General features: G+C 55.0%; 21 protein-coding genes. 7 read left to right on the top strand and 14 right to left on the bottom strand.

What is annotated here, in order from left to right; all coding sequences use genetic code 11:
- Window positions 1–460: 460 nt before the first annotated feature.
- Entirely contained in the window at window positions 461–988 is a 528-nt protein-coding gene (locus tag U738_RS08220; protein ID WP_035579142.1) for an HPP family protein, read from the top strand.
- A 73-nt stretch (window positions 989–1061) separates the two neighbouring features.
- Here U738_RS08220 and U738_RS08215 read toward each other — a convergent pair whose 3' ends face one another.
- From U738_RS08215 to U738_RS08170, 10 genes are all read right to left on the bottom strand, one after another.
- Window positions 1062–1445 (bottom strand): histone-like nucleoid-structuring protein, MvaT/MvaU family, encoded by a 384-nt coding sequence (locus tag U738_RS08215; protein WP_035579139.1) that lies wholly within the window; start codon window positions 1443–1445, stop codon window positions 1062–1064.
- A gap of 689 nt (window positions 1446–2134) precedes the next feature.
- Window positions 2135–3124, bottom strand: a complete 990-nt coding sequence (gene moaA / locus U738_RS08210) for a GTP 3',8-cyclase MoaA (protein WP_035579136.1) — start codon at window positions 3122–3124, stop codon at window positions 2135–2137.
- Window positions 3121–3525, bottom strand: a complete 405-nt coding sequence (locus U738_RS08205) for a putative zinc-binding protein (protein WP_035579133.1) — start codon at window positions 3523–3525, stop codon at window positions 3121–3123. Before U738_RS08205 ends, moaA begins: the two co-directional genes overlap by 4 nt.
- Before the next feature lie 53 nt (window positions 3526–3578).
- Window positions 3579–4841 (bottom strand): molybdopterin molybdotransferase MoeA, encoded by a 1263-nt coding sequence (locus tag U738_RS08200; protein ID WP_035579132.1) that lies wholly within the window; start codon window positions 4839–4841, stop codon window positions 3579–3581.
- Window positions 4838–5416 carry a molybdenum cofactor biosynthesis protein B gene (gene moaB / locus U738_RS08195; RefSeq protein ID WP_035579129.1) on the bottom strand — a complete coding sequence of 193 codons (579 nt, stop codon included), beginning with the start codon at window positions 5414–5416 and terminating at the stop codon, window positions 4838–4840. The genes U738_RS08200 and moaB overlap by 4 nt, the downstream gene beginning before the upstream one ends.
- Window positions 5417–5451: 35 nt before the next feature.
- Window positions 5452–6273, bottom strand: coding sequence for a peptidylprolyl isomerase (locus U738_RS08190; RefSeq protein ID WP_035579126.1), 822 nt, complete (start codon window positions 6271–6273; stop codon window positions 5452–5454).
- A gap of 40 nt (window positions 6274–6313) precedes the next feature.
- Window positions 6314–6997: a respiratory nitrate reductase subunit gamma gene (gene narI, locus U738_RS08185; RefSeq protein ID WP_035579123.1), complete on the bottom strand. Its 684-nt coding sequence runs from the start codon at window positions 6995–6997 to the stop codon at window positions 6314–6316.
- Between the two features lie 13 nt (window positions 6998–7010).
- Window positions 7011–7823, bottom strand: coding sequence for a nitrate reductase molybdenum cofactor assembly chaperone (narJ, locus tag U738_RS08180; protein ID WP_035579121.1), 813 nt, complete (start codon window positions 7821–7823; stop codon window positions 7011–7013).
- Entirely contained in the window at window positions 7816–9378 is a 1563-nt protein-coding gene (gene narH / locus U738_RS08175) for a nitrate reductase subunit beta (RefSeq protein WP_035579119.1), read from the bottom strand. Before narH ends, narJ begins: the two co-directional genes overlap by 8 nt.
- Window positions 9375–13172 (bottom strand): nitrate reductase subunit alpha, encoded by a 3798-nt coding sequence (locus U738_RS08170; protein ID WP_035579116.1) that lies wholly within the window; start codon window positions 13170–13172, stop codon window positions 9375–9377. Before U738_RS08170 ends, narH begins: the two co-directional genes overlap by 4 nt.
- Window positions 13173–13530: 358 nt before the next feature.
- On the opposite strand from U738_RS08170, the gene U738_RS08165 reads away from it, so the two are divergent.
- On the top strand, window positions 13531–13977 hold the full coding sequence (locus U738_RS08165) for an Rrf2 family transcriptional regulator (protein WP_035579114.1): 447 nt from the start codon (window positions 13531–13533) through the stop codon (window positions 13975–13977).
- A gap of 6 nt (window positions 13978–13983) precedes the next feature.
- On the opposite strand, the gene U738_RS08160 is transcribed toward U738_RS08165, so the two are convergent.
- The gene (locus U738_RS08160; RefSeq protein ID WP_035579111.1) at window positions 13984–15195 is read right to left on the bottom strand and encodes an NnrS family protein; all 1212 of its coding nucleotides are present in this window, start codon (window positions 15193–15195) and stop codon (window positions 13984–13986) included.
- 158 nt (window positions 15196–15353) lie between these two features.
- Between U738_RS08160 and hmpA the strand changes: the two genes are divergently transcribed.
- Together hmpA and U738_RS08150 are read left to right on the top strand one after the other, a co-directional pair.
- Window positions 15354–16526, top strand: a complete 1173-nt coding sequence (gene hmpA / locus U738_RS08155) for an NO-inducible flavohemoprotein (protein ID WP_035579109.1) — start codon at window positions 15354–15356, stop codon at window positions 16524–16526.
- 115 nt (window positions 16527–16641) lie between these two features.
- A complete protein-coding gene (locus U738_RS08150; RefSeq protein WP_035579106.1) occupies window positions 16642–16992 on the top strand; it encodes a DUF488 domain-containing protein in 351 nt (116 codons plus the stop codon).
- 73 nt (window positions 16993–17065) lie between these two features.
- Here U738_RS08150 and U738_RS08145 read toward each other — a convergent pair whose 3' ends face one another.
- The 3 genes from U738_RS08145 to U738_RS08135 form a co-directional block, all read right to left on the bottom strand.
- On the bottom strand, window positions 17066–17452 hold the full coding sequence (locus U738_RS08145) for a SirB2 family protein (protein WP_035579104.1): 387 nt from the start codon (window positions 17450–17452) through the stop codon (window positions 17066–17068).
- 11 nt (window positions 17453–17463) lie between these two features.
- Window positions 17464–17856, bottom strand: a complete 393-nt coding sequence (locus U738_RS08140) for a hypothetical protein (protein ID WP_035579102.1) — start codon at window positions 17854–17856, stop codon at window positions 17464–17466.
- 84 nt (window positions 17857–17940) lie between these two features.
- On the bottom strand, window positions 17941–18510 hold the full coding sequence (locus U738_RS08135) for a hypothetical protein (protein ID WP_231896711.1): 570 nt from the start codon (window positions 18508–18510) through the stop codon (window positions 17941–17943).
- Window positions 18511–18686: 176 nt separating this feature from the next.
- Here U738_RS08135 and U738_RS08130 point away from each other — a divergent pair, with 176 nt between their 5' ends.
- From U738_RS08130 to U738_RS08120, 3 genes are all read left to right on the top strand, one after another.
- Window positions 18687–20588, top strand: coding sequence for a type IV pili methyl-accepting chemotaxis transducer N-terminal domain-containing protein (locus U738_RS08130; protein WP_035579097.1), 1902 nt, complete (start codon window positions 18687–18689; stop codon window positions 20586–20588).
- Complete coding sequence (narL, locus tag U738_RS08125) at window positions 20585–21253, top strand: two-component system response regulator NarL (RefSeq protein ID WP_035579095.1); 669 nt, start codon at window positions 20585–20587, stop codon at window positions 21251–21253. Before U738_RS08130 ends, narL begins: the two co-directional genes overlap by 4 nt.
- A gap of 238 nt (window positions 21254–21491) precedes the next feature.
- Window positions 21492–23084, top strand: a complete 1593-nt coding sequence (locus tag U738_RS08120) for an antiporter (protein ID WP_035579093.1) — start codon at window positions 21492–21494, stop codon at window positions 23082–23084.
- Window positions 23085–23137: the final 53 nt, after the last annotated feature.

Raw genomic sequence — 23137 nt, 5'->3', positions numbered from 1 at the left:
TCAGCCAAACCACACTGGGATGATGCTAATTGCCCCCCTTATGCGAACGAATACATTCACAGCGAACTGCGCTGCTTGGATATCACACGTTGCCTTGCTGCGTCGCTGTCAGTTTGGGCCGACGATCCGGCGCGAACTCTTAGCGCCACAGCGAAAGTTGATATCCGGTATCACTACAGCGCTATGGATACTCTGCCTTGGGGCCACCTTGGTAACAATTATTTGGATGTGATGTACAGAGAGATATGCTCCATTGCTGACTGAAAACCTAGTACCGAGTAGTCGTCTTTAAGCCAATTAGCTAATTGCTTATGCACACGGTGCAGCCCTTGCACCCCTATAGACAGGCGGTTTGAGGTGCACCTTGAGCCGCTTGCATAAAAGCATTACAAACATTCATTTGCATTAATACGGTGCATTTTGCAATCATTCGCGCTCAATTGGTGCATTTGAGCGTAATATGAAGACCTATTTAAATAAGATGCGCGGTGAGCGTGTTCAGCGTTCATTTGTCGGTTGGAAGGATGCTTTCTGGTCGTGGCTCGGTGCCTTTAGTGGGATGGTGTTAATTTGCTGGTTGAGTGTAGGCTGGCTATCAAAAGAATTGTTAATTGTGGGCTCTTTTGGCGCCACTTCTGTTTTGATCTATGCGGCTCCTGAAAGCCCTTTTGCGCAGCCGAGTCATGTACTCTTTGGCAGCATGCTGTCTGCGCTAGTAGGTGTGGCTTGCTACCAATGGCTTGGAGCCTCCCCCATTGCCATGGCACTCGCTGTGTCATTATCAATTCTGGTTATGCAAATCACCCATACGGTTCACCCACCAGGTGCCGCGGCTGCATTGACTGCCATAGCGGGTGGGGAAAATGTGCACCAATTAGGCTGGTTATTTCCCATTTTCCCCATTGGGGTTGGTTGCATCATTATGCTTGCAGTGGCCATTACGATTAACAACCTTGCCCGCCACCGACGCTATCCTCGCTATTGGTAAAATAGGCAGGTAAGAGGCTGAAGTTACAACAAAAATGCCCCAATATGGGGCATTTTTATATTTAAAACGTCAACTACACCCGCTCCTCTACAACCCAACTCACCACCTCTTCATTGCCAAATTTCGCTTTCCATTCCTGGATCACCTTGTGGTTCCCTCCACGGGTTTCGACCACTTCGCCCGAATGCGGATTTTTATAGACCTTCAAGGGACGCTTCTTACGTCCATCCGTACTGCTTGTCTTGGTGCTCTTGTTTGAAGCTTTACGGTAGGAAGGATCAAGCATGGCGCACACATCTTGCGCTAATTTTCCATACTCCGTCATGAGCGCTTGTAATTTTTCTTTAAATTCAATCTCTTTTTTCAACTCACTGTTATCTTCAAGCGCTTTTAACTCTGCTTGTAACTGCTTCAACATCTGTTCTTTTTTGATGTAATCACTCAGCACTGACGACATGCGTAATATCCTTTATTTTGAATAATCAACGATTGTATTCCAAGCACATATTACACCATACGTTCAATGTTTATACATAATTGAAGTAAGCTGGCATGCGACTGCTAGGCTTCGCTACAACCCGCTTAAATGCGTACTGACTGGCTATTACGCACCTTTATGTTGATACATAGCAGCATCAAATCGAGGCCAACATTGCCATCAACTGCTCTATAGGATTCACGACCCTTTTCATTATTTCCGCAATTGTGGCTGAATCCATGCCTTAAGCCGAGTCCCAGACACTGCACCAGCGAGGCGCGAAACTTCCGCCCCTTATCAATCAGGATCAGCGTAGGAATACAGAGAGCTAAGTTCAGTACCCTTAGGCCTATTCGTTTTGCCAACATTTCACCAACCAACAAAAAACCGCCGCTTGGTTTTACCCAAATCGGCGGTTTTTAATAATCTTTGGTCGGAGCGACAGGATTCGAACCTGCGACCTTTGCAACCTCATTCCATTTACCCCACATTCAAGCAGAAACAAACAGAAACAAAATTAAAACATTGAAAAATATTAAATTAATCATGAGTCATAGTTTTTCCGTTGTCTCCCAGTGTACTCTTCTTCTGCTACCTATTTGCTATCTAGAAAATAAGAGACCACACATGGCAACCACGGGAAAAATGAAGCTAACCGGCAAAATGGGTTAGCCGCCTGTTGCATTCATAAATCGCACTATCTGAACTTCACCATCAGTCGTGAAGTGATGACGCTCTGGCTTCTTCTCCATGGCAGCCACAATGTTCGTTTTAAGCCGCTGAGTATCCCCTGGATAACGTCGCATGACGGCGCGTAAATCTACCGAGTGCTCATTGCCCAGACAAAGCAGTAGCCGCCCTTCAGCCGTCACTCGAACACGATTACAGGCAGCACAGAAATTGTGGCTATGGGGAGAGATAAAGCCAATCCGCGACTGGCTGTCTGCCATACGGTAATAGTGGGATGGATCTAGTGTGGTCTCGGTGGTGGGTAAGAGTTGATAGTGGTTTTCTATGGTCTCGCGTACCGCATCAGTGGAAAGAAAGGTTTCACCACGGTTATGCTCGCTGATAGCGCCCAGCGGCATCTCCTCGATAAAGCTGATATCGACTTGTTCATCCCGGGCAAAGTTTACCAAGTCGATAATTTCGTCGTCATTGCGCCCCTTGAGCAATACGGCGTTGAGCTTAATCGACTGAAAGCCAGCGCGACGCGCTGCACGGATACCCGCGACCACCTGATCAAGATCCCCCGTCCGGGTTAATGCTTTAAAGCGTTCGGGCTTTAGCGAGTCGAGGCTAATATTGAGTCGATGTAGCCCGCCTTGCCGCAAAGCATCGGCATGCTTGACCAACCCTGAGCCGTTGGTGGTCATCGCCAGCTCGCGCAGGCCTTCCAATGCACCGAGTTTTTGCACTAACGTGAGTACGCCCTGGCGTACCAGCGGCTCACCGCCAGTTAGACGGATTTTCTCCACGCCCAGCTCGACAAATGCCTGTGAAAGCGCGGCTATCTCCTCAAGGGTAAGCAGTTGGGCGCGTGGCAGAAAGGTCATTTCCTCAGCCATGCAGTACACACAGCGAAAATCACAACGATCAGTTACCGATATACGCAGGTAACGCACCGTACGGCCATACCCATCGACTAGCGCACTCATTCCATGGGTTCCTCTTGGGTATTGGCATTAACGGGCAGCCGTGCAATGAGTTCTTTTACTTCTGCAGTGACGTCGATGATTGTTTGCTCATCATAAAACTGGCCCCGCCGCTTGCGCAGGCCGTTTCCATATAGCTTTACGTGCTCTGTGGGTATCACATCCGCTTTGGCGAGACAGTGGCTGGCGCAGTGCATCTGGCACCCGTCAATGGCTACAATAGGGCGCCCGGAGCGGGCAATGCGCACCAGACCGGGCACACCACCGCCCACACCGGCAATGCAGGACATTTCCGCCTCTCCTGCATGGTCAAGTCGCAGGGCAACGCTATTGGCAAGTTGCGCCACATCAGAGCAGCCGGAGCAGGCATAAATCAGTGTGCGGGGTTTGTATTGTGAAGACATACCCTCTCCTATGAAAAACAAACGAGGTCAGTGGCCACGATAGGAAAAGCTGTTCAAGCGGCGAACTGATTGATGGGGTAATAGTGATAGGTGGCCCCTTCAGTTACCTGCGTGGCGGGGTTAATCATTAAATAACCATGGGCCTGGCTAGCCGCGCTGAGCATATGTGAGCCCTGCCCGCCCGCTAGCTGCGCCACGGGAGCCCCCTGTGACCAATCCATCACCACCCGTAGTAGCTCGCAGCGCCCCTGGGGGCCACGCTGAGAAAAGCCCGCTTTTACCGGGTAACGCTGTAGAGCCGCTACGGCTCTACCTTGCATGGCATGGATAAACGGCAGCGCCAGCAGTTGCCAGCCCACCAGGGAGGCCACAGGATTACCCGGCAGCGCCATTAACGGTGTGGAAGAGGCAGGCTCCGCGCCCAGATAACCGAACGCAAAGGGCTTCCCTGGCTTCATGGCGACACCATGAAAATGTAAGCCACCGCGCTGCTCGATCACTGGGCGTACATGATCCTCCTCGCCTACCGAAACGCCTCCGGTGCACATCACCACATCCGCAACGGTTTGTGCGTGCTCAAAGGCCTGATGCAATGACTGCGGTGAATCAGCGATGACGCCCAAATCCAGCACGTCGCACTGAGCTTGCGCTAGCAGTACGTTAAGCATGGCGCGGTTGCTGTCGTATACCTGCCCCGGTGATCGCACTGTACCTGGGGCAATCAGCTCATCGCCGGTGGAAAGCAGCGCCACCCTCAGACGCCGTTTGACAGTCACGGCATTGATTCCATGGCTTGCCAGCAGCGCAATCGACGCGGCATCAAGAAGCTTACCCACAGCGAGCAGCGGGGTGCCTATGCGAGTCTCCTCGCCTTGGCGACGAATGTTAGCGCCTAGCACCAAGCTACCCTCGAGGTGTATATGCCCGCGCGGATCAAGAGCCACCCGCTCTTGAGGCACCACAATATCTGCCCCCATGGGCATCGGCGCGCCGGTAAAAATACGCGCGCAGCCTCCTTCCGGTAGCGGCATGACGCCTGCGCCAGCTGGTACGCGTTGGAGAATGGGTAAGCCTGCGCCGCGAGGTGCCGCTTGGTAATCAGCCAGACACAGCGCGTAACCATCCATAGCGCTATTGTCCACGCCCGGCATATCGAGAGGTGCGACCAGCGTTTCTGCCAGCACTCGCCCTGTCGATTGTTCTAGGGTGATGGTTTCTACTGCATTAATGGACGTGGCTGCGTCGATAAGCCGTTGGCGCGCATCAAACAGATCTAACAAGCCGGGCGTGACTATTTCTACGCAGTGACAGTTCATAAGCGCTCCACCTCATTGGAAGAAGTCGCTGTGTGACGTCCACTGCACGGGGTCGCTGAAGGCAGCACCATGGCGGCGAAGTTGCAGGGCCGAGTGCGGGAGTCCAGCTGCAAAGCAATAATCCTGTCCCACGCCAAGGCACACGCTTTGGGCGAACCGGGCATCGCAAATATCATCGTTCGGTTGGCCACCCCCGCTACGGCGCGAGACTGGATCGTCGCTGTGCCGATTGTTTTCAGAGAGTAGTGGCGGAACAGCTCGCCATACCCCTCAATCGCTTTGTCGAACAGCGGTATCAACGCCTCGGGAGTGGTATCCCGGGCGGTAAAGCCAGTGCCGCCATTAACCAGAATCGCGTGGACATCCGTTCGCGCAATCCACTCCGAGACCACAGCACGAACCTGGTAGATATCATCAGAAACGATGCGCCTCTCGACCAAGATATGGCCGCTTTCGCTCAGATGTTCAACCAGCAGGTCACCGCTACCATCCTCGTCGAAACCACGGGTATCGGAAACCGTTAGCACCGCGATGCCGAGCGGAGTGAAAAGAGCATCTACAGGAACATGGGACATCAAGCCTCTCCTATTAGCTTTGCTATTGCTTCAAGCTATTGCATCAAGCTGCCGCCAGCATCGTCATCCAGAACAATTCCTTCGACGCCTATTTCACTCTCTAACGCCAGCAAATAGTGACGCAGCGCGCGTCGAGTTGCCTGCTCCCGTAGGCTATGGCGCACCCGGTCAATAACTTGATCGAAAGGTAACGCCCTACCTTCTCTGCGCTCGTCAATACTCACCACATGCCAGCCATAGCGAGACGCCAAGGGCCGCTCGTGCAGACCTTCGGGCAAGTGCTGCAAAGCGCGATCCAACTCTGGAACGGTCTGCCCTGGAACCAACCAGCCCAAATCACCATCCAGCTCTTTTGAAGGGCAAGCGGAGTGGTGTTGAGCAAATTCGGCAAACCGTTCGGGTATCTGATTAAGCTGTTCGACCAGCTTTTCGCCAAGCTGGTACTCTTCATCGCGACCCAAGGAGTCATCGGGTGCGGCCGCAAGCAGGATATGCCGAACGCGTAACTGGGTCGGTTCGCTGAAGCGTTCACGGTGGGTGTCAAAAAAGCGCTGGCAATCGGTTTCCCCCGGTTCGGGCACCTCTAGCTCCTGTTCGAGCAGTGCAGCAATTGCCGCATCTTCCTGTGCTTCGCTGGCTGCCTGCAGCGACAGCAGGCCGAGCATGTTCGCCCGCTGGCGCAGCAGTTCCCTAACCACCAGCGCGCGAGCCGCCTGAAGCTGGGCCTCCCCCGCCGTTTCAGCGGGGTGATACTGCATCTCTAACGCAATCGTTTCTTCATCGATACTAGCGCCGCCGACGCGTACCGGAGGCGGAGCGATGCCTCCAGGTAGTTGCACGATATCAATCATCTGCATCTTATTTCTCCTCTGGTCCTGGACGTGCACAAGCCGGTTTTTAACTGCGCCGACGGACAATCTGATAGCGACGAGTCACATAGCCGAAAGGCACGCTCCACACATGCACCAAGCGCGAAAACGGGAACAGCAAAATGATAGTTAGGCCAATAAAGATATGCAGTTTGTAGATCCACGACACTTCCTGCATGTAATCCGCCGCACCGCCGCTGAAGAAGACAATCGACTGCGCCCAGCTGGAGAGCGTCAGCATCATTTCACCGTCCATATGGCCTAGCGAGAAGATGATGGTCACCATGCCAAGGCATGCCTGTAAGACGATCAAACCCAGGATCAAGGTATCCATCAAGCTCGACGATGCCTTTACGCGAGGATTGAACAATCGCCGATAGAGCAACATGGCGCCGCCCACCACGCACATGGCACCGGCGATACCCCCCACCACGATGGCAATCAGCTGCTTGGTACCGGCATGCAGGAAAGGTGCGTAGACCCAGTGCGGCGTGAGCATGCCCACCAAATGACCGAAGAAAATCACGATAATGCCGATATGGAACAGGTTGCTGGCCAGACGCATGTTTTTCGAGGACAGCATTTGGCTGGAGCCGGTCTTCCAGGTGAACTGGCCTTGGTCGTAACGCACGAGACTGCCGACCAAGAACACCGTACCGGCCAGATAGGGATAATAGCCGTAGATAAGATGTTGCAGATATTCTATGAACATGGCGATTCTCCTTTTAGCGATCGGCCACGGTTGAGGAAGGCGAAGCGCTCCAGGCGGACGGCATGATTTTGACGGGGTCGCTGTGCACTGCTTTTTTGCGCTCGGCAAGCCGCCGTCCTTCCGCCGACTGCAGCGCGCAGTCTTCGTCAGAAGTGGCCGAAAAGCGTACTGCTTCTTCTTCCCACACGGCGTCCAATGCTTCGGGCGTGTTGTCAGGCGCTTCTTTTTTGACCTGGGGCCGATGCTCTTCGACATCGTCCTCGGCCCCGATTAACGCCAATAGTGACAACGGTACCAGCGCGTGATCCGCTCCCCGCTCCTCCAGCCGCGCAGTCAGCAGCGCCAGAATATGGCGTATTTCGCCCAGCCAGCGGCCGATCTCGGCTTCATCGCACATTGAAAGGTATTCAAGAAATACCGGTAGATGATCGGGCAGTTCACGGGCATCCAGCTCGAACCCGGCCGCGCTGTACTCGGCCATAAGATCTACCATGGCCTGACCACGGTCACGGGACTCGCCGTGAACGTGCTCAAATAGCAGCAGCGACGTAGCCCGTCCCTTATCGAACATAGCGACATACTCGGCCTGCAGCTCAAGCAGGTCGCCCTCTTGGAGACGCTGACACCACTCCATTAGCGACGATTTGAGAGCCGCCCCCAGGCGGCGCTCGGCATTGATAATTTCGATGAGCTCGCCGCTGGCATCCTGCAGTTCCTGTGTCGGGTAATCGAGCAGGCGGGCCAGTACGCGTAGGCTACGCATACCCTGTAGCGGCTCGAACGACGGCTCTACCGGGATCGGCGATTGGGTAGTGGCTTCAGTCATGACGAGACTCCTCAAGTTGTGGCTGCGGGTCGAAGACCTCTACCGGTTTCACCAACACGCTGGTCTGCTTACGGCCATTGAACAGGTTGGGCTGGCTCTCACCGTGGCAACCATCACCAAAGGTAAAGCCGCATCCTCCCCGTTCAGGGAAGGCTTCGGTGGCCATTTCCCGATGGCTGGTGGGGATCACAAACCGATCCTCGTAGTTGGCAATGGCCAGGTAGCGGTACATCTCCTCTACTTGGGCCACGCTCAGCCCCACGGCATCAAGCACTTCGGCGTTGGGGGCACCCTCCACGTGCTTGCCGCGCATGTAGACACGCATCGCCATCAAGCGCTTGAGTGCCAATACCACGGGCTCCTCTTCACCGGCTGTCAACAGGTTAGCCAGGTACTTCACCGGGATACGCAGTGATTCGATCTTGGGCAGGATGCCATCGAACTCTACATGCCCCGCCTCAGCGGCGGACTGAATCGGCGACAGCGGCGGCACGTACCACACCATCGGCAGCGTGCGGTATTCCGGGTGCAGCGGCAGCGCCAATCCCCAGTCGATAGCCATCTTGTAAACCGGTGAGGCCTGGGCGGCTTTGATGACGTTATCCTGGATGCCATCCCGCTTGGCCTGGGCAATTACTTCCGGATCGTTGGGATCTAGGAAAATCTCGCACTGGCGGTGGTAGAGATCACGCTCGTCAGGGGAGCTTGCCACTTCCTCTATACGGTCAGCGTCATACAGCAGCACGCCGAGATAGCGAATGCGGCCCACACAGGTCTCGGAGCAGATGGTCGGCTGACCGGCCTCGATACGCGGGTAGCAGAAGATACACTTCTCGGACTTACCGCTTTTCCAGTTGTAGTAGATCTTCTTGTAGGGGCAGCCGGAGATACACATACGCCAGCCACGGCACTTGTCCTGGTCGATTAGAACGATGCCGTCCTCTTCCCGCTTGTAGATCGCACCACTGGGGCAAGCCGCTACACAGGTTGGGTTCAAGCAGTGCTCGCACAGACGCGGCAGATACATCATGAAGGTGTTTTCGAACTGGCCGTAAATATCTGCCTGCACCTTGTCGAAGTTGGCGTCTTTGCGCCGCTTGGCGAACTCGGTGCCAAGAATCTCTTCCCAGTTCGGGCCCCATTCGATCTTTTTCATACGCTGACCGGAAATCAGCGAGCGCGGACGCGCCACCGGCTGGTGCTCACCGATCTTGGCGGTATGCAAGTGTTGGTAGTCGAAAGTGAACGGCTCATAATAGTCATCCATCTCGGGCAGGTCGGGGTTGGCGAAAATGTTCGCCAGCACCCGCCATTTGCCACCAATACGCGGTTCAATCCGACCGTCGTTACGGCGCATCCAGCCGCCCTTCCACTTGGCCTGGTTCTCCCACTCTTTGGGATAGCCGATACCGGGCTTGGTCTCGACATTGTTGAACCAGGCGTACTCCATACCTTCGCGACTGGTCCAGACATTTTTGCAGGTCACTGAACAGGTGTGGCAACCAATACACTTATCAAGGTTGAGAACCATGCCTACCTGGGAACGAATTTTCATTTCACGGCCTCCTGAGCACTGTTCTTCTGAACACTGTCATTGCCTTCACCATCCAGCCAGTCAACGTGTTTCATCTTGCGCACTAACACGAACTCATCGCGATTTGAGCCGACAGTGCCGTAATAATTAAAACTGTAAGAGAGCTGCGCGTAGCCGCCGATCATATGGGTTGGCTTGGGGCAGACACGGGTGACCGAGTTGTGAATACCGCCCCGCGTGCCGGTGACCTCAGAGCCAGGGACGTTCACGTTGCGCTCCTGGGCGTGGTACATCATCACCATGCCCGCTTTGACCCGCTGGCTGACCACTGCCCGCGCGGCAATCGAGCCGTTGGCGTTGTAGACCTCGATCCAGTCGTTGTCCTCGATATCGATCTCAGCCGCGTCCGCCTCGGAGAGCCACACCACCGGGCCGCCTCGGTTAAGCGTCAACATCAGCAGGTTGTCCGAGTAAGTAGAGTGGATGCCCCACTTCTGGTGCGGCGTGAGAAAGTTCAGCGCCTTCGTTTTAAAACCGTTGTCGGCAGGCAGCGTGAAGCCTTTGGCTGCCTTGGTATCGATGGGCGGGCGATAGACCAGCAGGCTTTCGCCGAAAGCGCGCATCCAGGCATGATCCTGATAGAACTGCTGACGACCACTCACGGTGCGCCAGGGGATCAGCTCGTGAACGTTGGTGTAACCGGCGTTATAGGAGACATGCTCATCTTCGAGGCCGGACCAAGTCGGGCTGGAGATAATCTTGCGTGGCTGGGCGACGACATCGAGAAAGCGGATTTTTTCGTCATGTTTGGGCCTTGCCAGGTGGGTATGGTCACGCCCGGTAATTTTGGAGAGCGCTTCCCACGCTTTCACAGCCACGGCGCCGTTGGTTTCCGGTGCCAGGGTCAAAATCATTTCGGCAGCATCGATGGCGCTGTCGATCAACGGGCGCCCTTTATGCGGGCCATCCAGCTTGCAATGGTTGAGTTTGCCCAGCAGCTCGACTTCCGCATCGGTATTCCAAGCGATGCCCTTGCCGCCGTTACCGATGCTTTCCAGCAGCGGCCCTACGGAGGTGAAGCGCTCATAGGTTTCAGGATAGTTGCGCTTAACCTCAATCAGCGATGGCATGGTCTTACCGGGAATCGGCGCGCATTCGCCCTTCTTCCAATCCATCACCGCCGGCTGGGCCAACTCTCCTGGCGAGTCGTGCTGCATCGGCAGCGTGACCAGGTCGGTCTCTTCGCCCAGGTGGCCTACACACACCTTGGAAAACGCCTTGGCAATACCCTTGTAAATATCCCAGTCGCTGCGCGATTCCCAGGCCGGATCGGTGGCGGCAGTCAAGGGGTGAATAAAGGGGTGCATGTCAGAAGTGTTAAGGTCGTCCTTCTCATACCAGGTTGCCGTAGGCAGCACGATATCCGAGTAGAGGCAGGTGGTGGACATGCGGAAATCCAGCGTCACCAGCAGGTCGAGCTTGCCTTCCGGCGCCTCGTCACGCCATACGACTTCTTCGGGCTTCTGGCCGCCGAAGTCGCCCAGATCTTTACCCTGAATACCGTGGCGAGTACCCAGCAGGTACTTGAGCATGTACTCATGGCCCTTACCGGAACTACCCAGCAGGTTGGAGCGCCAGATGAACATATTGCGCGGGAAGTTCTCTGGCGCATCCGGGTCTTCCGCGGCAAAGCGCAGTTCACCGTTCTTGAGCTGCTGAACGGCATAGTCAGCTGTCGTCATACCCGCGGCTTCGGCTTTTTTCGCTAGGCGTAGCGGGTTAGTGTCCAGTTGTGGTGCTGACGGCAGCCAGCCCATGCGCTCAGCACGCACGTTAAAGTCAATCAGGCTACCGGGGTAATCCTCGGCCTTGGCCAACGGCGAAAGAATTTCTTTAATCTCGAGCTTCTCGTAGCGCCACTGGGAGGAGTGACTATAGAAGAAGGAAGTAGAGTTCATATGGCGCGGCGGGCGCTGCCAGTCGAGGCCAAAGGCCAAAGGCGTCCAGCCAGTCTGCGGACGCAGTTTTTCCTGACCAACGTAGTGGGCCCAGCCGCCACCGCTCTGACCGATACAACCACACATGACCAGCATGTTAATCAGGCCGCGGTAGTTCATGTCCATGTGGTACCAGTGGTTCATACCGGCACCAACGATGATCATGCTACGGCCGTTGGTTTTATTGGCATTATCGGCAAATTCACGGGCAATGCGGGTGCACTGCTCTGCAGGGACGCCGGTGATTTTCTCCTGCCACGCGGGGGTATAGGGACGAATCTGATCAAACGAGGTCGCGCCATCATCTTCGCCGTCGCCGACAAAGCCACGGTCGATACCGTAGTTGGCACACATCAGATCAAAAACGGTGACCGCCAGCATTTCGCTGCCATCGGCTCTCTTCAAGCGTTTGGCGGGCAAATTGTGGAACAGTAGGTCATCGGCGGCACCTACACCGGCTCCTTTTACGTGCTCAAAGTGTTCGTGTTCGATACCACCAAAGTAAGGAAACGCAACGCGCGCGACGCTATCGTGGTGATTGACCAAACTTAGCAACGGCTTGATCTCGGTGCCTGCGGCGTCCAGCGATTCCAGGTTCCACTTGCCCACTTCGTCGCCGGTTTCGCCCCAGCGGAAACCGATGGAACCGCGTGGCACCACCAGCTGGTCACGGGTTTCGTCCCAGGCAACGGTTTTCCACTCGGGATTGTTTTCCTGACCCAGGGCAGCATCAAAATCACTGGCACGCAGTTGGCGACCCGGTGCGAAGCTGCCATCTTCACGCACTTCCAGTTCCACCAGGAACGGCATGTCGGTATAGCGGCGCACATAGTCAGTAAAGTAAGCACTGGGGTTCTCAAGGTGGAATTCCTTGAGGATGACATGGCCCATGGCCATCGCCAGGGCGGCATCGGTGCCCTGTTTGGCGGACAGCCACTCGTCGGTAAGTTTGGAGACTTCGGCATAATCCGGGGTGATCGAGACCGTCTTGGTACCCTTGTAACGTACTTCGGTAAAGAAGTGGGCATCCGGGGTACGCGTCTGGGGCACGTTGGAGCCCCAGGCGATGATGTAGCCGGAGTTGTACCAGTCTGCGGACTCGGGAACGTCGGTCTGCTCGCCCCAGGTCATTGGCGAGGCCGGCGGCAAGTCACAGTACCAGTCGTAGAAGCTCATGCAGACGCCGCCAATCAGCGACAGGTAGCGGCTACCCGCGGCGTAGCTGACCATCGACATGGCAGGAATCGGCGAGAAGCCGAGAATACGGTCGGGGCCGTACTGCTTGGCGGTGTAAACGTTAGAGGCAGCGACCAGCTCGTTGAGCTCGTCCCAGTTACCGCGAACGAAGCCGCCCATGCCGCGAGCACGCTTGTACTGTTTGGTCTTGGCGGGGTCTTCGACAATAGACGCCCAGGCGTCGACCGGGTCTGGGTTAGCCTTGAGCGCTTCGCGCCATAGCGCCAGCAGCGGCTTGCGGATCAACGGGTACTTGAGGCGGTTAGCGCTGTACAGATACCAGGAGTAGCTGGCGCCGCGAGGGCAGCCACGCGGCTCATGGTTAGGCAGGTCGGGACGGGTACGGGGGTAGTCAGTCTGCTGGGTTTCCCAGGTAACTAAACCGTTTTTGACGTAGATCTTCCAGCTACAGGAGCCGGTGCAGTTCACCCCGTGGGTGCTACGCACTACCTTGTCGTGTTGCCAGCGGGCACGATAACTATCTTCCCACTGGCGGGATTCGCTGCGTAGCTCACCGTGTTCGTTGGCAAAAGGCTCGCGGGACTTGCGGAAGAAATTCAGCCGATCTATGAAGTGACTCATGGTCGATCTCCAGGCTCCTCGGAAATTTGCATACCCGACAGTGCGGGTTCCATGGAGTGGATTCTGCGTGATCGACAAGCGAATTACTGCGTGATTACCTCCATATACACCCTGTCTACCCCCAAGGTGATAGAACGGCCAACGTAAAGGAATAGACGGTTGGCGCTGTTGAAATTACACCGTGCGCGAGTGCTGGTTTTTGAAAAAAGGGATATGCACGCAGACAGAAAAGGAGCTTTCAAAGGAGACTCACTATTGAGTGATCATCAACGTTTGATCCCGTTATCATTGCAACCTACTGAACATTCATACAACATGCTTCTTATAGCTGGATTACTCTCGGAGCAAAACGCACTCCATGCATCTCACCCGATTCACAGATTATTCGATACGCGTATTGATCTTTCTTGCGGCCAAGGGGGAGGAGCGTTCGACGATTAATGAAATTGCCGAGACGTTTAATATCTCACGCAATCATTTGATGAAAATTGTTCAGGAGCTAAGTCAAAAGAACTACGTTACCGCTATTCGTGGCAAGAATGGCGGCTTACTGCTGACACGTGCCCCTGCAACCATTGGGTTAGGCGAGCTGGTACGCGAGATGGAGCATGACATGGCGTTAGTGGAGTGCTTTCATAGCGACAATGCCTGCATCATTACGTCGGCATGTCGCCTTCAACCGATACTTAATGATGCACTGTCAGCATTTCTAGGTGTACTCGACCACTACACATTGGCCGACCTGCTGGGCAGTCAACAATCTCAATTGGCGCAACTTATGCGCATTCCTACCGTTAGCGCTTAGCACTTTCTAGCCATCCTGCCCGTCAACGCGCGCCTGCATCAACGGCCAAGTGTAGTGCGCGAGGAATATTGCGTAGGCTACGCACCAGAAGATGATGCTGAGCGTGTAAGTCCAGTGGGTGATCTGGGGAAATAACCCCAAAACGGGTGAGCGCACTAAGGCGGCTATTAGCATTAAGCCTAGCGCCACACCCATACCTGGCAAAGTGCGTATGGGTCGGCCCGTATGACCTAGCGAAACCCTGGCCATCATGGCCAGCATCATGGTACCCATGCCACCAATCGTCAGGGCGTGCACGGCTAGCTCTGTACGCATCAGTCCCATAAATGCCAAGACCCACATAATAAACCCTAGCGGAATGCAGGCGTAGCTACCGTGGAGCCCCCAAAGTAAAGGTTCGCGCCAACTGTGCAGCCCACCCCAGCGCGCCATGCGAACAGTATTGGCCAGCGCTGCTAAGAGCATTACCCCACCCATGAATGCAGCAGGCATGGCAACACCCAGCATGACGACCAGCTGCAGCACGACTACGCCAGCCGTGCTAACCAACGTCACTCCTTCGAGTAAAGGAATAGGGTCAGGTTTGGTTCGTCCCAAACGGTTGGCGGTAAACATGGCAATCACGCGCCCGCCAACGACTGTCATCATTAGTGTGATTAACAGCACGGCTAAGTAGGCAGCTTGGCGAATTAACTCGGCGTTACCCTGCATCACTCCTAAGTGCATCGCCAGGTTAGCAATGGCAAACAGCAACAGCACGGGTATAAAGACCAAGTTGCGCCAACGCTTTGCGGTGATAACTAGACGCGCCATAACAATGGCGACCATTGGCAGAAACGCAAGGTCAACCGCCAGCAATATCCACTCCGGCATCTCCATGGGGAAAGCCATCAGCACCCTACCTAATAGCCATAGCACCACCAGACCCAGTAACGGCCCGCTGTTTAAACTCGGCAATCCTGTCCAGTTACGCACAGCGGTAAGCAAAAATCCCGCGACCACCGCCGCGGCAAAGCCAAACAACATTTCATGCTGATGCCAGAACACCAAGCCGCCATAAGGTCGCAGCAAAATATTGCCGTGCCAGAAGCCCAACCACACCAATAGAGACGCCACGCTAAACAGCGCGGCCAGCAGAAAGAAAGGCCTAAAAGCCAGGCGCATTAATGGCAGATGCTCAAGCTTAGAAGCAGGCTGGGATGAGTTGGTCGTTGGCATGGCGTAATCCTGACTAAATTACTTGGAAATATGATTTTGCGCCTAGCCATCAACAAAAACCATGACATGCATCAAAAATACATCTTATGGCTAGCACCCAAAGACTCACAGCATTAAGATGCACTATAAATGCATCTTAATGTATCGAGGAAATAACAGTGCTAACTCATCAGCAAGAAACACTAATCAACGCAACCGCTCCCGTCGTGGCCGAACACCTCAATGCGATTACCCAGCGCTTCTATCCGCTGATGTTTACTCGCTACCCAGAGGTCAAGCCCCTCTTTAATGAGGTTCATCAGCAAAGCGGTGGTCAGCCCCGTGCCCTGGCCAACGCTGTTTTGGCCTATGTCCAACTGCGCAGCAACCCAGGTCAGGCGCGTGCTACTCTGGATGTTGTGGTCAGTAAACATATCTCGCTAGGCATTCTTCCCGAGCAGTACCCTATTGTCGGTGAGTGCTTGCTGGCAGCAATTGGTGAAGTGCTGGGTGAAGCTGTCACCCCGGAAATCGCCGATGCCTGGGGCGCTCTATATAACGAGCTTGCCGCACTGTTAATCGACCTCGAAGACCAGCGCTATCGTGAGTTTGAGCAGCGCCCGGGCGGATGGCGCGGCACACGCCGTTTCAAAATTGCCAGTACCCAGCAGGAAAGTGCTTTAATTCGCTCTTTTATCCTTGAGCCCGAGGATGAAGGTCGTGTGGCTGACCATGAGCCAGGTCAGTATATCGGTATACGTCTAACCATTAATGGCGAGCTGGTTTATCGACATTACAGCCTCTCAGACACCCCAAATGGCCAAAGCTATCGAATCTCGATCAAACGCGAAGAACAGGGCCAAGTCAGCCGCCACTTCCACGATGTCTTACAACCCGGCGACACCTTGGAGCTGTTACCGCCAGCAGGAGACCTCACGTTGGTTGAGGGTGATGAGCCTCTTCTGCTTGCCAGCGGCGGCGTTGGTCAAACGCCCCTGCTCCCCATGGCGCGCCATGCCTTATCTCTTGGACGGCAAGTTATCTATCTACACGCCGCCCTGGATGCCGACCATCAGGCCTTTAAAGACGAATTAGAGGCGCTGAAGAGCGAGTATCCTCAACGCCTTCAGGCTGCCCGAATTCATGAACGCGGTAACGAAGCCGAACATATTGGTCGTATCGACCGCAGTTTATTAGCTCACTACCTGCCTGATCTCAAGACACGCTGCTATTTCGTCGGCCCCCAAGGGTTTATGACAGCGATTAACAGCGCTTTGTCTGAACTGGGTGTCGACGAGGATCGTCGACACTTTGAGCACTTTGGCCCCTCACGCCCGCTCGACGCAGCTTGATAATGGCCGGTTAGGGTAACGACTTTTAGGCTACCTATTAAAGGCAGGGGATCCCATGACCCCCTGCTCAACTTTACTAGCCTTAAAGAGAAACCAAGGTAATACGGAGGTGGCTATGAAAATCGAATTAAAACGTGCCTACGACTCACCTCACAGCAAGGATGGTTATCGTGTCCTAGTCGACGGGATCTGGCCGCGCGGTGTGTCCAAGGAAGAAGCCAAAATCGATGAGTGGCGCAAGGAGATCGCACCGAGCAGCGAACTTCGCAAAGCATTTCATAATGGCTCACTCAACTGGAATGACTTCCGCCGACGCTATCTCAAAGAGTTAACGCCCTATCGCGAGTCCCTGCGTGACCTTGCACAGCGTGCCAGGAAAGAGCAACTCACGCTGGTGTTCGCCTCTAAGGAAGAGCGCCATAACAATGCCGAGGTGCTGCGCCAATACTTGAACATGTTGAAATAATCGGCCCGACCCATGCCTAGAGAAGTCATAGCGCTCACTAAAGAAAGGAGTAAACGCCCAAAATAACCGCGTCTCAGGCCAACCAGGAGAGAGGACTGTGGCGAACAGCGGCCCCCACCATATAGGCAAAGATAGCCACCGCCACTACCGCGGCTAGGGCTCGCACCGTTGGCTTCGCCCCGCGCTTAATCGCAATGGTGCCAATACCGATATAGGCCAGCAGCGCCAGTAACTTGGCGCCAAGCCAGGGAAGCTGCCAGGGCCATACAGAAAGCAATACCATTAAAGTCACCCCCAACCCCAGCAAAGCCGTATCGATGAGGTGAGGCAATACCTTGACCCAACGGGCGTTGAGCCGCGGGCTTTCCTGCACCGACCACCAGGCGCGCACTACGAAGAGCGTGATGCTCAGCGCAGCGGCCGTCATGTGCAGGTGCTTGATGAGGAAATAGTGCTCCATGGTAACCGTCCCTAGCCGACGTTAACCGCATTGCCGTGATGGTCGAAGGCAAGATAGGCGGTGATATTACCCATTTGCAGCGACTCCATCATACGCTGGAGCTGCCGTTCAACCTCAGCGTCATCTTTTGGGTCGTCCATGGCAGCTGTGAAAACTAGATCCCATTCGATCTCGGTACGGCGTGATTCTTCGACCAACGCCGCCATGCTGGTCAATTCCTCCGTCGACTTATCTACGCATACCACAGGCACCAACACACCCCCTTCACCCTGTTCGAAGCGAAGACGCTGGTCAGCATCAGGGAAATCAGGCAGCTCTGCGCGAACGAACACAAACAGCAGTCGCTGGGACTTAGGTTGTTTACGTGCTTCCTGCAGTAAATCGGCAAACGTCGCTATGGTCATAAAATGGGCCTTATCGCTAGTGGTTTAGAATCAGAAGGTGAGAGAGAGTAGGTAAGAATGAACAGGTGAGACTAATAGGCGACGTTACTCGGGTGACTCTACGAAAAGCCACAGCAGCAGCATTACCATGAATAGAGGGATCAGCAGGCTAAGTGGCGCTGCACGCCAACCATAGGCTTGAACTACCAGGGGGGCCATCCGAAGGGAAAGCCCTACCCCCGCCGCTAAAGCCAGAAAAAGGGCGACAAAAAGAAGCGCCCATCGACCAGGCATCCAGCCTTTGGCGTGGGCAATGCCAGTGGTAATCACCGCACCTCCCAACCCAAGACCAGACCCCACCAATAAAAACTCCCAGGGCTGGCTAGCCATCCCAAACCCACCCAGCGCCAGCGCTAGCCCCAGCAATAGCCACTGCATCAAGCGACAGGTGTCGCCTCGCCTGGCAATACACCAAGACGGCCATGCGAGCAGTGCACCGCTACTCAACGGCACCAGCACATAGAGGGGTTGTTTTGCGAGCAAGGCATAAAGTGTCCAGCTAGCCACTGCTAAAGCGCTTGCCAAAGGCATTAGCAGCATAGCCACCAGCAACTGATAACCATTGACTGGCTGTGTTGATGTCTCCAACGCTGGAGGCGGCACAGATGACGGCATGGCGTTTCCCAGCGAAGGTATAAAGACATCGGAAGACATGCCAGAATTGTCGGTAAATACCGGGTGTAGGTCAAAAAGCATCGGAGGTAGGTCGGCTAACCACAAAGGAATAGCCCTCGTATCAAGATGCAGACAGTGCCACACTCTCCTACCTCTAACGCGCTATCGGAACAAGCATGAAATTACTTCAACGTTCCCTGGTTGCTCGCATCATTGCGTCCCTGCTTGCCATTAGCGGTATGGCCCTCATCAGCATCACTCTAACCATGGCAATGTCTAACAGCAGCCGTGGCGATGCGGCCGCGATCAATGTCGCTGGCTCATTACGCATGAATGCTTATCAGATCATGGGGGCCTTGCAGCGCCTGGAGTATTCCCCTGCAGAGGCAAGTGAAGAACAGCTCGAAGGTCTGATAACGCGCTTCGATCAGCGTTTGCATGGCACAACGTTACAACAAACGATCCCCGCCGATGATCGACATGAGCGTCGCCGTCAATTGGAAAAGCTTCAAACCTACTGGCAACACACGCTTCGCCCGGCACTACAGGTTCCTTCCACAGCCGCAGAGCTTGATCTGGATACGCTAGAAGTGATGATCGTGGCGATGGTCAATGACATTGAAGTGCTAGTAACGTATTTGGAACAGAGCACCGAGGCCAAGGTGCGGCTGCTGGGCATGATGCAGTTGCTCTTTTTGGTACTGATCGCAATTGTGGTCTCGATCGCCCTCTACGATGTTCGCCATAATCTGGTAGTGCCGCTGCGCCAGCTGATGGTACTTGCCCGCGAGGCGGCGCAGCGTAACTTCAAGCCACGTTCACAGCTCCGCGGCAGCGACGAGTTGGCATCGTTAGGCCACACCTTTAACAAGATGTCTACCGAGCTGGCAACAAGCTACGCCGCATTGGAAGACAAGGTATCGCGCAAGAAGCAGGAGCTTGAGCGCAGCAATCAGGCGCTGCAGGTAATGCACGATGCCAGCCGCTCGCTGTATGGGGGCGGTAACGACCTCTGTTCCAGCGCAGCGCCCATGTTGCGCGAATTGGAAAAGCTGCTGGATATCGGGCCGATACGGCTTTCCCTAAACGACCCTTTCGATCAACGGGAAATGCCGGTATTAGAAACCCACTCGCGTACCCGACCAGAGTATTGCCGTGACCAGGAGTGTCACGCCTGCCTGATCGATCCTCGCCCCTTGGAGATGGTGTCCAACAACCAGTCACAGTGCTTACTGCTACCGATTAGCGTAGGCGATACGCTGCTAGGTACCCTGGAAGTGTGGTATCCCCAGGAGCGCCTCAACGATAGCACTCGGCGGTTGCTCACCATGTTAGCCGACCAGCTTGCCACGGCGGTGTACCTACAGCGGCGTATCGAGGAGCAGCAACACGTAACGCTGATCAATGAGCGAACCATTATTGCGCGCGAACTGCACGACTCCTTGGCTCAGTCACTCTCTTATCTCAAGATGCAGGTCGCCCGACTCGAACGCATGCAGCAAAAAGAGGCAACCCGCGAGGCGCAGTCCGCGGTATTCGATGAACTGCGTACCGGGTTGAACAGCGCCTATCGTCAACTGCGTGAGCTACTCACCACTTTCCGACTCAAACTTGAGGGGCCGGGGCTGCAATTTGCCTTGCGCCAGACCGTCGAGGAGTTCAGTCAGCGCATGGGGGTAACGGTCGAGCTTGACTACGATGTGCCGCCTTACCTACTTAACCCCAATGAAGAGATACACGTGCTGCAGATCATTCGCGAGGCGCTGGCCAATACCCACAAGCACGCCCAGGCCCACTGGGCCGGGGTCACTGTGCGCTTCGCCGATGCTCGCCTGCTGGTGCGTATTGAGGATGACGGCATCGGCCTGGAAGACGACAGTTCGCCGCCGATGCACTACGGTTTGGTGATCATTCGTGACCGAACCACCACTCTGAATGGGGAGCTGAGCATCGCCAATCGCCCCACGGGGGGAACCGGTGTTGAGATTGTGTTTACGCCATTGACCGCCCGCTTAATTCAGCAGCAGCCTGCTCCGGCCGCTTCCAACTCTCACTTAGGCATAGAGACCTCTAAATGACGCTGACCACCGCCAACGATACACCCGCCAGTCTGATGATTATCGATGACCACCCGCTACTACGGCGTGGCGTGATACAGCTGCTTGAGCTAGAAGACGACCTTGAATTAGTTGGCGAGACGGGCGACCCGGAAGAAGGCATTGCACTGGCTCTCAAACTTGAGCCTGACTTGGTTCTACTGGATTTAAACATGCCGGGCGTCAATGGATTAGAAGCGTTACGCCGCCTTCGGGAAGCTAACTATAGCGGACGTGTGGTGATGTTCACTGTTTCTGACCATGAGGATGATGTGGTCGCGGCACTGCGCAACGGTGCCGACGGTTACCTGCTTAAGGATATGGAGCCTGAAGACATGGTTCGCCAGCTGCGTCAGGCTGCTTTGGGGCGCATGGTCATCAGCGAAAGCCTGACCGCCCTACTCGCTGAAGCCCTGCGTAATCAGCGCAATGCGCCCACCACTCCCGACATTCATAGCCTAACGCAGCGTGAACGTGAAATTCTGCAACAGCTTGCTGGCGGACTCTCCAACAAGCTCATCGCGCGCAAGCTGGATATTACCGAAGGCACGGTCAAGGTTCACGTCAAGCACCTACTCAAAAAGCTCAACCTACGCTCACGTGTCGAAGCCGCCGTCTGGGCAGTCCAGGAAGGTATCGAGCGCTAGTCGGTTCTGTGTGGTTACCTCCAAAGACTCACAGAGTACTTCTGCCCTGACCCGCCTTTACCCCCGCCCGATTTTTTCTCTTTAAAATCAACGAATCCAGGCTTTTCAGCGACTACCTCTCAAGAGGTATGTCGCTGATTTTACTGCCATTTACACCTATTCCCCAACTTCTTCCTCAAGCGTATCTTGCTTTCTAACTGCTAGATGCAGATAGGTTTGATGCCAAGGGGAAATCGCCATGAGTAAGAGAAATACCGACATTGAAAAGTGGGATGTCGAAGACGCCCAATTCTGGGAACAGGAAGGCAAGCACATTGCCAACCGCAATCTATGGATATCCATTCCCAGTCTGCTGATGGGATTCGCTGTCTGGATGATGTGGGGAATGATTACCACCCAGATGCAGAACCTGGGTTTTTCGTTCACGGTTAACCAGCTATTTTCCCTGACGGCGCTTGCCGGTCTAGCAGGTGCCACACTGCGCATCCCAGCATCGTTCATGATCCGCATCGCTGGCGGGCGTAACACCATCTTCCTGACCACCGCGCTATTGATGATCCCCGCTGCCGGTACTGGTATCGCCTTGATGAACCCAGACACGCCGTTCTGGGCATTCCAGGCTTTAGCGCTACTTTCCGGTATCGGCGGTGGTAACTTCGCTTGCTCGATGAGCAACATTTCCACCTTTTATCCCAGCAAACAGCAAGGTTACGCCCTGGGCATGAATGCTGGCCTCGGTAATTTCGGCGTCACTACCATGCAAATTGTCATCCCGCTGGTAATGACCGTCGGCATTTTCGGCGCTATAGCCGGTTCGCCGATGGAATTGCAAAGCGCTAGCGGTACGTTGATCGGCCGGATCGAAGCAGGTACCGATACCTGGATCCAGAATGCTGGCTTTATCTGGCTTGTATTCCTGGTTCCATTAGCGTTCGCCGGTTGGTTCGGTATGAACAATCTTCGCACTATTACACCCAACCCTGGTTCGCCGCTGGCGGCTTTCAGCAAAATATTAGGCCTCTACGGCGTCGGCATGGTAACTGCCATCGTCGGCATGCTGGCTCTCAGCTGGCTTAATATGTGGGTTGCCCTGCCGCTAACCATTGTTCTGGCTCTGGTGTTGTTGCGCCTGATTCCTGGCGACATCAAGCCTAATATCCAGAAGCAGTTCGCGATATTTTCCAATAAGCACACTTGGTCAATGACCATCCTCTACATTCTGACCTTCGGCTCCTTTATCGGCTTCTCTGCAGCCCTGCCGCTCTCCATCAACGTCATCTTCGGCAACATGATGGAAGCCACAGCAGACGGTACGCTGATTCGCGTGGCCAACCCAGAGGCGCCCAGCGCTTTAACCTGGGCCTGGATAGGCCCCTTCGTGGGCGCCCTGATCCGTCCGCTGGGCGGATGGATTTCCGACAAAGTGGGTGGCTCCATCGTCACCCAAATAATCTCTGCGGTCATGGTGGTCGCCTCTATCGCCACCGGCTACGTGATGATGCAGGCCTATAACGCCACCGATCCCAATCAATTCTTCTGGCTATTCCTGCTGCTATTCATCGTGTTATTCGCCGCCAGTGGTATCGGCAACGGCTCTACCTTCCGCAGCATCGGCGTGATTTTCGACCAGCAGCAGAAAGGCCCGGTACTTGGCTGGACCTCAGCCGTCGCTGCCTATGGCGCCTTCATCGCCCCGCGGGTAATGGGTGAGCAAATCCAGGCCGGTACACCGGAACTTGCCATGTACGGCTTTGCGGTCTTCTACGCCATCTGCTTGGCCATCAACTGGTGGTTCTACCTACGCAAAGGTGCCTACGTTAAGAACCCCTAAATAGGGCTTGCTTCTTTACGCCCGGAGCCAAGCTCCGGGTCTTCACCCCCTAC

Origin of the sequence: Halomonas sp. TG39a (assembly GCF_000744395.1) — a bacterium.
Classification (GTDB): domain Bacteria; phylum Pseudomonadota; class Gammaproteobacteria; order Pseudomonadales; family Halomonadaceae; genus Vreelandella; species Vreelandella ventosae_B.
Note: the sequence above shows the minus strand (reverse complement) of the source record. Positions and strands in the feature narration are given on the sequence as shown.